At 59.2% G+C, this 11741-nt stretch carries 11 protein-coding genes; 7 read left to right on the top strand and 4 right to left on the bottom strand.

Features of this window, described 5'->3' with window-relative positions:
- Positions 1 to 44 precede the first annotated feature (44 nt).
- Positions 45 to 1469 carry a CBASS cGAMP-activated phospholipase gene (locus AB5T46_RS17460; RefSeq protein WP_370565344.1) on the top strand — a complete coding sequence of 475 codons (1425 nt, stop codon included), beginning with the start codon at positions 45 to 47 and terminating at the stop codon, positions 1467 to 1469.
- Positions 1470 to 1670: 201 nt separating this feature from the next.
- A complete protein-coding gene (locus AB5T46_RS17465) occupies positions 1671 to 2480 on the top strand; it encodes a hypothetical protein (protein WP_370565345.1) in 810 nt (269 codons plus the stop codon).
- A 90-nt stretch (positions 2481 to 2570) separates the two neighbouring features.
- Here AB5T46_RS17465 and AB5T46_RS17470 read toward each other — a convergent pair whose 3' ends face one another.
- Positions 2571 to 2948: a helix-turn-helix domain-containing protein gene (locus tag AB5T46_RS17470; protein ID WP_370565346.1), complete on the bottom strand. Its 378-nt coding sequence runs from the start codon at positions 2946 to 2948 to the stop codon at positions 2571 to 2573.
- Between the two features lie 621 nt (positions 2949 to 3569).
- Here AB5T46_RS17470 and AB5T46_RS17475 point away from each other — a divergent pair.
- On the top strand, positions 3570 to 4412 hold the full coding sequence (locus tag AB5T46_RS17475) for an RES family NAD+ phosphorylase (protein WP_370565347.1): 843 nt from the start codon (positions 3570 to 3572) through the stop codon (positions 4410 to 4412).
- A gap of 58 nt (positions 4413 to 4470) precedes the next feature.
- Positions 4471 to 5508 carry a hypothetical protein gene (locus AB5T46_RS17480; protein WP_370565348.1) on the top strand — a complete coding sequence of 346 codons (1038 nt, stop codon included), beginning with the start codon at positions 4471 to 4473 and terminating at the stop codon, positions 5506 to 5508.
- Positions 5509 to 6239: 731 nt separating this feature from the next.
- On the opposite strand, the gene AB5T46_RS17485 is transcribed toward AB5T46_RS17480, so the two are convergent.
- Positions 6240 to 7667, bottom strand: a complete 1428-nt coding sequence (locus tag AB5T46_RS17485; protein ID WP_370565349.1) for a sensor histidine kinase — start codon at positions 7665 to 7667, stop codon at positions 6240 to 6242.
- Entirely contained in the window at positions 7636 to 8322 is a 687-nt protein-coding gene (locus AB5T46_RS17490) for a response regulator transcription factor (protein ID WP_370565350.1), read from the bottom strand. Before AB5T46_RS17490 ends, AB5T46_RS17485 begins: the two co-directional genes overlap by 32 nt.
- A 229-nt stretch (positions 8323 to 8551) precedes the next feature.
- On the opposite strand from AB5T46_RS17490, the gene AB5T46_RS17495 reads away from it, so the two are divergent.
- From AB5T46_RS17495 to AB5T46_RS17505, 3 genes are all read left to right on the top strand, one after another.
- Positions 8552 to 9181, top strand: coding sequence for a glycosyltransferase family 2 protein (locus tag AB5T46_RS17495; RefSeq protein ID WP_370565351.1), 630 nt, complete (start codon positions 8552 to 8554; stop codon positions 9179 to 9181).
- Positions 9178 to 9984 carry a phosphatase PAP2 family protein gene (locus tag AB5T46_RS17500; protein WP_370565352.1) on the top strand — a complete coding sequence of 269 codons (807 nt, stop codon included), beginning with the start codon at positions 9178 to 9180 and terminating at the stop codon, positions 9982 to 9984. The genes AB5T46_RS17495 and AB5T46_RS17500 overlap by 4 nt, the downstream gene beginning before the upstream one ends.
- A gap of 127 nt (positions 9985 to 10111) precedes the next feature.
- Entirely contained in the window at positions 10112 to 11200 is a 1089-nt protein-coding gene (locus tag AB5T46_RS17505) for a glycosyltransferase (RefSeq protein ID WP_370565353.1), read from the top strand.
- Here AB5T46_RS17505 and AB5T46_RS17510 read toward each other — a convergent pair.
- Positions 11174 to 11659, bottom strand: a complete 486-nt coding sequence (locus tag AB5T46_RS17510; RefSeq protein ID WP_370565354.1) for a hypothetical protein — start codon at positions 11657 to 11659, stop codon at positions 11174 to 11176. The two genes, AB5T46_RS17505 and AB5T46_RS17510, sit on opposite strands and share 27 nt — an antisense overlap.
- Positions 11660 to 11741: the final 82 nt, after the last annotated feature.

Consider the following 11741-nt stretch of genomic DNA (forward strand, 5'->3'; position numbering starts at 1 on the left):
GTATTCGGCCGGATCCTTAGCCGCAGATCACTCCATAGATACCGTTGTATCCGGCCTTCGAAGTGATTTTCAACGGCGGCTGGCACGTGATCTGGGAGGGGCCGCTGCGCCCGCTCTCTCAGACTTATGTTGTCCGTGTGGAGGTCGTGGAATTTCGCACCATCGGTGATCTGCGTGTGGTCGGGACCTTGGGCGCGAACGTAACACTGATTTCGCCTGAGCTGGAACTCTCCACTGACAAGGCGCCCGGCGAAGACACACCGCATCTCTACTGGAACGAACGAAATCCGCGCAAGTCACGATTGTGCCTATTTGATCCGGCCACTGCCGAGTGGGCGCGCGACAAGGCCATTGCGGAAACCATCATTCCGTGGGCCATCGATTGGTTGGCCAGCTATGAAGGCTGGCGGGCTACCGGGGGAGTGGACCGGGGGCGGCCGACACCCGGAGATTCCGAAGTGAGCGACCAGCTCATCGAGCCACGATCCAAAGGTGCCCTGACGCACCGACGTGTGCAGCAGCCTTGGCCGAAGGAGCGTGAGTTCAAGATCCTTTCGATTGACGGCGGTGGCATCAAGGGGATCTTCCCTGCAATGCTTCTTGCCGAGATCGAGGAGCGCTACCTGGGTGGTGGCACGGTGGCAGAGCATTTCGACCTGATCACCGGCACATCAACTGGCGGGATCATTGCGTTGGGCCTTTCCATTGGAATGCCCGCCCGCGCGATTGCCGGCCTATATACCGAGCATGGAGGTGAAATCTTCCCGGCAGCGCGATTCGGCTGGGTTGGTCGCAAGTGGCAGTGGTGTCGGGGTCTCGCTCGCTATCGCTACGACCGTGCTGTGTTGGCAGAACTCCTGTCGAATACATTCGGAGACCGGAAATTCGGAGATGCAAGGAGCCGGCTATGCATCCCATCTTGTGATGGTCGCTTTGGCGACGTGTATGTTTTCAAGACACCGCACCACCCAGATTTCAAGAAGGATAACCACGAACTCATGACGATGGTGGCCATGGCTACGGCCGCGGCACCCACCTACTTTCAACCCTTGGATTCCGGTGGTTACCGCTTCGTAGATGGCGGGCTATGGGCAAACAACCCGATCATGGTCGGCGCCGTCGACGCGCTCAGTTGCTTTGATCTGGACCGGCATCAAGTTCGGGTGCTTAGTCTAGGGTGTGGAGACGAACCTTATTCGGTGTCCGATCACATGATGAAGTGGGGTGGGTTGCTTTCGTGGAAGAAGGCCATCAATGGCTCCATTGCTTTCCAGTCTCAGAATGCGCTCGGACAAGTGAGCTTGCTTCTGGGTGCTGAACGTGTGTTCCGAGTCATTCCCGAACTGGTGATGCCACCAATCGAACTAGATGATTGGCATAGAGCGAAGAGCGAGCTTCCCGGTGCTGCTTTATCCTCATTCCAAGTTCACGGAGAGGCGATCCGAGAGTTATTTCTAAGTCAACGCTAGTAGATAAACCGTAACAGTCAGTCCCCGCGTTTCTATAAATGTAATGTCCGCTTCTGGCCGAAACAAGCCGTTGAGATGTCGCTGATTGACGTCGACCTGCTGATAATCAAGGCTTGGTTTATATGATCAACCCTGTCGGTTCAGTCAGTGGCGCGTATATGGCCACTTCGTCCGTCATCCGCGCAATCTATGGGATCACCGATGGAACACGTTTGGATATGGCGAGAGTTTGACAGTTGGGCTGGTCATTTCTGGGAAACGCTGAGCGACGTACTGACCTCGTCCGTGCTGCGAGCGTTCGACAATGAACCACCAGAATATGTAGTCGGTGATGACCTAGGATGGCTCGACGAGATTGTCGCAGCACAGACTGGTGCTCTGATCTCGACGAAGCACCTGTTGGCAGATCGCATTGAGAAATATTATGGGGCGATACGCGCCTTTCATGGTGCTCGACCGATCGATCCAACTAACTATCGCGTCCAGGGACTGAAGGTTCTGGATGGGCCGTCAAAAATCGCTTATCTACAGCAACTATTCGAGGGGGCGGGACAATCCGTTAGCGATGAAGTCCTTCTGCGGGCGGTCGAGAGAGTAGGAACTGACTATCGTGCTGGCCGGGTCTATTTCGAGGCAAACAGTAGATTTCTCCAGCGGCATTGTGGTCACTACATGCTGTACGGTAGCGAATACCTGAATGCTATCGCGGCTCATATCAGCGAACGCCACCGCGCCGTACTGCGGCAGGTGGGCACTCCCACGGTCTTTGTCTGCAACGTGCCGTTGAGCACTCTGTGCCATGGACAGATTGTTGACTATGCAGGGATGGCGCTACAAGCGTTGTTTGTTTCTAGACAGCTAGATCACTTCGAACATGCTGGTGAACACGAAGCATCCGGCCTCATGATCCAGCAAGATCTTCCAGCGGACTGCATCATCGATCATTTCCATCCAACTCGACTGTACGATCCATACCGACAGGTGTGGGAACGATGCAATTTCGCTGTGTGAGCGAGCGATAAACCCACATACAGTTTGCGGAGAACGCGTGACAGACGATCCACGTGACCGTTGACTATTTGCTGCGAACCGTAAGTCTATTTACTTGTGAGCTTTCGCCTTTGGTGCGCGTTGTCGGGCGTGCTTGACATACCGTCGATTCAACATGTCGATCGGACTGATTAGTGGCACGGGTACAAGCGCATCCAGCGTCTCCAGCAGCCCCAGTGCCTTCAGGACTCGAACGTAGGTGCCTAGCGCAGAGCCGTGACCTCCCTCGAGCGCTTGGAGAGCTTTCAGCGACACGCCTGCCTTGGCGGCTAAGGCGGCTTGCGATGTGCGCTTGTCCAAGCGCCAGCGCCGTAGACGATCACCAACCTCGGCCAACAGCTCATCAGGGGTCAGGAACTCAACACTACGCATGTGTATGACCATTCTGGCAACACGCGGAATATCGCATGTTGTGGTCAAGAAAGCCATGCAGTAAGTGCTTTTACGCGTGTTGCTGGCGAACCTTCCGACGAAGCTGGCTTGCGGATGGGGAACGCGGCTCGTGTCGGAGGCTAGCCACCCTGATCCGGTAAGGGCTTTACAGGTGGGCGCCTGTAGTTTCATTGCTGGAAGCGGAGCCTGCTTTATCTGCATTTGAAGTTCTTGAGCTTCAAAGGGTCTGGAGTGAAATGACAGAAGCTAGTGGCCAACATATTTGCTTTACAGAAACGGCCAACTCATGCTTTCACCCACAAGAGCCGGCCCCGGAAATCTGAACTGCACGATAGGTGGAATCCCTGCTCATTGAGGCGATGACGATCGCCATACCAGGAGCAGCCTATGACCCGCTGACCCCGACGCAACCACTCACTGACCTTCCGTTGCCGCTGAGGCCGTAGGTATAGACCCGAGACTGCCACTCCCGCGGCAGACCTCGGCGCCGTATCCGCTCCCGGAGACCGGGTGCCTGAGGCTGCACCAGATCAGTCGGTCGTTCGTGTAGAGGAGAGGCCGGCCGGCGATCCAGGCGCTGATCCTCGTTTCGCGATCGATCTGGTGGGCCGGTGTGAAGACCGGCCGGAGAAGCAAAGCGCTTGACATGCATCAAAAATGCATCACATTCTCAGCCTTTGGTCCTCCCATGAATGCCGTCCTGAACCACGATCATGCTGCCCGGTTTCTGGAAGACCTGCGGGAGCCCGGCGCCCCTTACTTCTCGCCGTCCGCCTTCAGCGACACGCTCCACATCAGTACCCAGCGGCTGGCCGAACTGGCGAAGGTGCACCGCACCACGACCACCCGTTCGCCGGACGCGGAGAAGCTGCAGGATTACCTTCGCGGCGCCGCCAGTGTGCTGGCGATTGCGGTGGAACTGACCGGCGGCGACCGTCAGCGTGCAGTGTTCTGGTTCCGCAACGTGCCGCTGATGGAGCTGGACGGACGCACCGCCGAGCAACTGGTGGCCGATGGCCTGGCCGAGGGCGTGCGCGACTACCTGATCAACCTGTCGGCCGGCGCGACCGGATGATCTTTGATGAGGTCGGGCCGGACGCGGTGTATCTGTCGACCACGCCGGACACCGCCATCGCCGAGTACGGCCAGGCCGAACAGCTGTTCTCGCCCGGCACGATGGCCGCTTACCGGGTGACGCTCGCACGCATTGTCGATTTCAGCGGTGGATTCTCACCGTCATGGGATGCGCTGTGGCGGGAGTGGGACTGCGCCTGGAAGGACCTGTGGTTCCGGCAACGGATCGAGCCGCCGACCTGGGAAATGGCCGACCGTGTGTTGGCAGCAGGTGCCGCCGGTTTGGCCTTTCCGTCGACGCAACAACCGGGCGGCGTGAATCTGGTGCTCTATCCGGACCAGATGACTGCGGATGATCTGTTCGAGGTGCACGATCCCGATGGATTGCTGCCGCGCGACCGGACATCCTGGCGCAGTTCGTTGTGAGTTCGCGTTCGGCGAACTGCAACAGGTGGTACGCATCGAGCGCAAGGCATAAGTAGTTATGGACGATAAAAAACGGAAAGAGGCCGCTGCTTCCTTGTTGAAGGACATGGAAGCCATTGCCGCCCGCATGCGCGAGCTGATCGTCGCCATGCCTCCGCATGATTTGCTCGGCTACATCTACGCCCAGCACATGATGAAATCGATTGCAGACCAAAGCGCTACTCAAGAGCAACACGAAGCGGCCGGCCCGGATGATCTGATCAACGAAAATCAGTTCCTGCTGGAGTACGTGCACGCGGTTCTCGCGTCAGATGCCGCTCCTGCGGACGTGACATTCGACGAAGCCAAGTGCGTCGAGCTGTTTGAACTTGGTCGAAAACTGCGAGAGCAGGCCATGTTTTTCGCCATGGTCTCGTCCGCCGATACCAAAGACGGCGTCTTCGGTCCCGACACGGCCGACATTGAATTCCGCGCGAAATCCACCTGGGTAATGCTGCGCGGGAACCGCTACCAAGTTTTGGAAGGCGAGTTCTACAGCTACGTTCTGGCGCCTCACAATGATGTCCTGAAAGAGGTATACGGCGTCGGTGCCGCCGATATCGCAGAAGGCTTCCAGGCCATGGCCGACGCAACCCGTTCCGGGCACGCCAACGCAATGATGGAGATGATGACGCAGTTTGAGGCGGCTCAAGCTTTCGCTACGGCACAGAACAAGCCTCTGGACGACGTTATGGAGGCGTGGGTGGCGGCAAATGCGGAACAATCGAAAGCCGCCGGCCGGGCGATGGATGACATGTTTCGAGGCGGCATCGCCAACGTGAGCCGTCACACCAAGCTGCCGCCGACGCTGTTGGAACTCGTGAGTGGTTCGAGACAAAGCAGCGCCAGTTGCGCTAGCGCGTCCGTCCGGGTGCCCTTGAGCACGACGTACTCGAGCTCGGGAGGCGCCGCCGCTCGCTCAATGATCTCCTCGAGCAGCGCAGGGCGCGGCGAACTGATGCAGACCCATCGCGCACCCTTCCTCACCGAGAGCCCTGCAATCGATTGCAAGACTGCCGCCCGCTGCCACGGGGGTGCCGCGGGGTCCCAGAAGTGACGCGGCCAGTCCGACGGCGCAAAGCGGGTGAGCGTCGTCCTGAACGTCTCGATGTTCGGATGCGCATTGGCGAGCATCAATAGGTCGCATGCGGTCCGGCACTTCGTGGACAACGCCATCGACCGGACGACATAGGCCAGCATCATTCGCGCGCCGACCTTGTTGATCAGGCTTTGCTTACCCGCCAATGCCAGCACGCCGCCGACGAGCTCGATATTGGAGAGCGAAATGTCCTCTGCGGCTATCCCGCGAAGACGTCGCCAGGGGTAGGCCGGATCAGCCGACTGCAGGGCGAGCGCAGCGAATACCGCCCAACCGACCAGCCCCCGACGGATGGATTTTTGCATCAAGCTCGACAGTAGCGAGTGCTCGATGCCCTCTAACGGAACGGCCAACAGCCCTTGTTCGTGCGTGCTCTCGATGATCCATTCTTCGATCAACTTCGTTTCGTAATGAGCGAAGCTTTTGAGCATCTAGCCATGAAAGAGTTTGCGTAGATTGAGCGTAACTTTTGACTCCGTCAGGTAAAGAGAAAAAGTGCTTTATATGCCTTTATTTTGTTCTTCTGCGTGCTTAGCCCGCATTATTCATGAGCACGGCCTCCCCTACGGGATCTGGCCGCTGCTTGGCCAGAATGTGCCCGCTCACAGCCCCGACTGCCACGCGACCACGATCGCCGATGCTGCACGGCGCCTTTGCGGTGCGTTGCCTGGAGTCGTGAGTGTTCCGGGCTAGTGGATGTCCCCGTGGTGCGATGGTTCTTCGGATGCTACTTTTGCTAGACCTGAAGACCCCATTCTCACGGACAACCGGAGCAGCAATCCCGGGTCCGCCCTGTGTGCGGACAGCCCCCATCCATGCGCCAGCGCGATTTCCCGGCAGATGGCCAGGCCGAGGCCGGCGCCTTGGTCGCGCCGATGGGCGCCACGCCAGAAGCGGGAGAACATTTGCGACAGTTGTTGCGGATCCACGCCGGGGCCCGAATCGCGTACCGTCACCGTTGCAGCGTCCACCTCCACCCGCACCTCGGTGCCGCGCGGAGCGTGCTGGATGGCGTTTTCCAGCAGGTTTTTCAGCAGCGTGAACAGCGCACCGCGATCGGCTTGCCATCGCGCAACGGACGCGCTTCCGGAAAAGGTCACATGCACGTGCGCCGCCTCGGCCATGCGCTGCAGGTGGGCAACGACGTCCTGCGCAACCTCCTGCACATCGATGATGGCGAAGCCGTAGTTCTGTACCTCGCTGGCTTCCGCCAGCAGCAAAAGTTGCTGCACCTGGCGCGTCATGTGCTCGACGTCACCGAGCAGCGAGTCGCGGTCCTCGCCCTCCTCTCTCAACTCGACCTGCGCGCGGATCAATGCCAGCGGCGTCTTCAACTCGTGCGCAGCCGTCGCAAGGAACTCCTGCTGCACGCGGTATCCGTGCTCCAGTCTGTCGAGTGCGCGGTTGAAGCTGTGCACCAGGGGCGCGATCTCGGACGGCACCGCCTCGGTGCGCAATCGCGCGTGGAGTGTGCGCGGCGAGATCGAGGTTGCGGACTCCGACAGCTTGCGCAAGGGCCCGAGCGTGTATCCGAGCGTGACATAGGCGCAGATGCCGAAGACGACGAGCAGCACCACGCTGAATATGACGACGCCCGCACCTATGAACGGCAAGGTAAATTCCTGGTAAATGAAGCCCATAATTCTCGTGCTGGCGGCGAACTGGAAGTACCACGTTCTTCCACCATGCTCGAACGGCTCGATGACGCTGTGCATCCGGACGCCCCCGCGCTCAAAGTTGAAGCTTCCAGGCACAAGTTGCCGCGATTCGGCGGGAGACCAGAATCCTTCTCCGGCAGCGGAAGTAAGGACCGGACGCCCGGATTCGTCCAGCACGCGGTAAGCAGTTTCCTCCTTGAGACTCTCGTAGATCCACCTGTCGTCATCCTCGCTGGCAGCGAGGCCGTCTGGGACACCCATGCCGTCGAACCGGACCGCCCCAACCAGGTCCCGCGTGTACTCGGTCAGGTCTGCCTTCAGCAACAGGTCGCTGCGGTAAGTCGTCAGCACGAGGGCCACCAGGATCGTGAGCAAGATGCTCAGGGTCACCCCGACCACGTACGCGAGCAGGACACGTAAGCTAAGGCTATTCGGCACTGCCGGCTTCACGAAGGACATAGCCGAGACCTCTGACATTGATGATCCGTTGGCGCGAGCCGATGACGAGCAGCTTGCGGCGAATGCGATGCAGGGCGACATCCAGCGCGCTCGGGGTGACGGCCTCGCCCAATCCCCACCCGACCGACTCCAGTGCGCCGCGGCGCACGACTTCCCCGTGCTTGCGCAGCAGCAACAGCATGATCTGCATCTCCGCCGAGGCCAGCGTCACGCTTTCCTCGCCGCAACATATGATGCCGGCGGCAGGCCGCAACGTCAGATCGCCATGGCTGGGATCGAGCGGGCGAACCTCCACCGGGCGGCGCAGCAATGCCCGCACGCGCGCCACCATCTCATTCATGGCGAATGGTTTTGTAAGGTAGTCATCGGCGCCGGCATCCAGACCTTCCACACGGTCGCGCAACGCATCCCGCGCCGTCAGCACCAGGCAGGGCATGCCGATTCCGGCGCGGCGCATGCGCTGCAGCAGGACGAGCCCATCGCCATCTGGCAACCCGCGATCGATCACCAGCGCCTGGTAAGGCATTCGCCGGATCGTGGCCCATGCCGCGTCGACGCGATCGACGACATCGACGGCGATTCCGGCTGCCACGAGTCCCTTGCAAACCAGTCGCGCAAGCCGCTCGTGATCCTCGATCAGGAGAATGCGGCTCATCGCGTCGTTTCGTTCTCTGGTGAGTGATGGAGGTAACGCGCTCGCACTGAAAGCTCCTGCTCCTGCATGCGTTCGACGAGCCGCGAATGAGCGGCGTTGTCGAGCGCCTTCCTTACTGGACACTTACCTGGCCGAACTTTTGCCTGGCCGGCGAGAACTTCCTGGCCGGTAAGTATCCGGAAAGACGCATCGCCTGACAGTCGCGCCTCGTTATAGCACGAGGCATCGCATGCGTCCGCACGCCGGGATCATTCCGCTCGGGCACGCCCCAAGCACGTGCCCGGGTCGCGAACGCATTGAAGTTTCGATCATCGTTCCGTTCTACGACGAGGCATCGGTGCTCCCGCATTGCCCGGAGCGCCTGCAGCGGATCGGCGAGCAGTTGGCCGTCCCTTGCGAGTTCCTGTTCGTCGATGATGGAAGCCGCGACGGCGGCGCCGAATACATGGCGCGGCAAGCCGTGACCGCCGATCCGGCTGGTGCGCCTGAGCCGCAATTTCGGCAAGGAAGCCACCATGACGGCCGGGCTGGACCCGGCGCTAGGGATGCTGTCGTCATCCTGGATGCGGACCTCCAAGACCCGCCCGAGCTGATGCCGCGGGTGGTGTCGGCGTGGCGCGAGGGCGCCGACGTGGAGCTGATGCGGCGCCGCACCCGCGCCGGCGAATCCTTGGGCAAACGCATCAGCGCCCATCCGTTCTACCGGGCGCTGAACCGGATCAGCGACTTCGACATTCCCGCCGACGCCGGCGACTTCCGCTTGTTGGGCCGGAAAGCAGTGGATGCGCTGCAGCAATTGCCGGAGCGAAACCGTTACATGAAGGGGCTGTTGCCTGGGTCGGCATGGAGACCCGGGTGATCGAGTACGACCGCGACCCGCGTGCGGGCGGCCGCTCGAAGTGGAGCACCTTGGGCCCGTTGCGACTGGCGATCGAAGGCGTCACCTCCTTCCCGATCAAGCCTTTGCGCTGGGCCGCCGTTATCGGCGTTGCGTCGGCTGCCGGCGGCGGACTGTTCGGACTGTGGATCGCGACCAACGCGCTGCTTCTGGGCGAAGCGGTGCAGGGGTATCCGTCGCTGGTTGCGGTCATCAGCTTCTTCGGTGGGGTGCAACTGCTGGATGAGCAACTATTTGTGTTTCTGAATTCGCTGGGTTCAGAACGCTGGGATGGTTTGTGGCTGTTTGTCACCCACAAACTTTCATGGATTCCTTTTTATGTGGCTTTAATGTATCTGGTGCATCGCCATTATGGATTGAAAAATATGCTGATTATTATGGCACTGATCGTAGTAATGATCACCGTAACAGATCAGTTGGCCAATCTCTTCAAACACGGTTTTGAACGCCCCAGGCCTTGCCGGGAAGAACATTTGAAAGAGATCATCCGTTATATCGCGCCGCGTTGCGGGCGTTATGGATATTTCTCGGCACACGCCGCGAGTTCGATGGCATTCGCAGTTTTCCTGGGTTTGCTATTCAGAAAAATCTATAAGCACCTGGTGCTTCTTTTGCTTTTCTGGGCGTCGATCGTGGGCTTTAGCCGTATTTACGTGGGGGTGCATTATCCCTTGGATACTCTGACCGGCTTGGTCATCGGAGCCTTGGTGGGTTTCCTTATCTACAGGATTTCACAGCGGCTTAAATTATCAGGAATTCTGTAGTTTTTCGGCCACGTAAACCGTCCTATTAATGGCCATGGCTCCCTCCCGAAGCCGAGGCGCCGTCAGACATAGGCCCTTCGATACGTGAAGACAATCCGGAGCCAGCGGCCGAAAGCAGGGCTGACGCATGTATGACCTGAGCGTAGTAATCCCCACATTCAACGAAAAGGACAATGTTCGGCCGCTGTTCGATCTGTTGCGCGCCGCGCTCGACGGGCGGTCCTGGGAGGCGATCTTTGTGGATGATGACAGCCCCGATGGCACGGCTGAGGAAGTGCGTTCCTTGGCTCTGGAATTCGACAATGTCCGTGTAATCCAACGGATCGGGCGGCGGGGCCTCGCCGGGGCCTGTATCGAAGGCATTCTGTCCTCCACGTCCCCGTTTTGCGCCGTAATCGATGCGGATTTGCAGCACGACGAAACCCGGCTGGCACCAATGCTTGATGCGTTGCAGGGTGATGGCGAATTGGACATCGTGATCGGCAGTCGCAACGTTGACGGTGGGTCGAGTGGGGATGGTCTGTCTCGTATCCGGCGATGCGGCAGCGATCGTGCGACAGCCCTAACACGGCGTATGCTGAACATCACAGCCTCTGATCCGATCAGCGGGTTTTTCATGGTGCGCCGCCTGTCTTTCAATGAGGTGGTCACATCCCTACAAGGCGAAGGGTTCAAGATCCTCGCCGACATGCTGGCCGCGTCTGCAGGGCGATGGAAGACGCATGAAATCCCCTACACGTTTCGGTCGCGTCACGCCGGAGATTCCAAGATGGATTCCGCTGTCGCTCTCGAATTCGTATCGCTGCTGGTGGTCCGGAAGACTGGCGGGCTGGTGTCGACGCGGTTCGTACTATTTTGTGCCGTCGGCTTTACGGGCATCTTCGTGCAGCTTCTTTCTGTCAAGATTGCGCTGGTCTTTCTAATAGATCAATTTGCGTTGGCGCAGGCCTTTGGGGTATTCGTAGCCATTAATTCGAATTTCCTATTGAATAACCTGATCACCTATCGAGACCGCGCTCTGCGCGGGCGGGCGATCTGGCGAGGGTTGCTGAGTTTCTACGCAGTCTGTGCGCTCGGTGCGGTCATGAATGTGGGTGTGGCCAATTCTTTCTTTGCGACTCTGCCGTTTTGGGCCCTGGCAAGTATCGTCGGCGCGATTGCTGGCGCACTTTGGAATTTTATTGCTTCTTCACTGTTTACTTGGCGCACTCGTTAACGAACGCAAGGGGCATATCGCTTGGCGACTAATCATTGCGCACAGAAACAGGGCGAACGCATAGTGATCGGCGGAAAGTTTGGCGCCGCTTTGCGTCGATACGCGCAGGCGCGAGCCATCGACTGCAACGACTCGCAGGCCATGCCAGCGATGTGCATCGATCCACGGCTCTACCAGATGCAACAGCTTGGTGTTGAGGTGATCGAACACCGCCCAGGACAACCCGCGCCGCGCTTTGGCGAACGCACGATCAGAGCACTCACGAGTGCGCACGCGGGCGCCATGAACCTGGGCGAAAAGATCATCGAGCGCGGCCTGCACGGAACTGCAGACACCGGAGAGCATCATCGCGAGGAGGCGTGGCGCAGTGAGCGTGCGCTGGCGGGTGAAGGCGGTCGGAACGAGGCGAAACTGTTCGATCAACGCCGGACCGAGGAGCTTGACGGAGAACTCAGACAACAACGACCCTGGGTCGAGTATTTGAGTTCATATTTTCTAAATATCAATGCCTTTCGGTCATGAAATTGTGCCTGATCTGGTA

The organism is Luteimonas salinilitoris, assembly GCF_041300785.1.
In the GTDB taxonomy this organism is placed as follows: Bacteria; Pseudomonadota; Gammaproteobacteria; order Xanthomonadales; family Xanthomonadaceae; genus Luteimonas; species Luteimonas salinilitoris.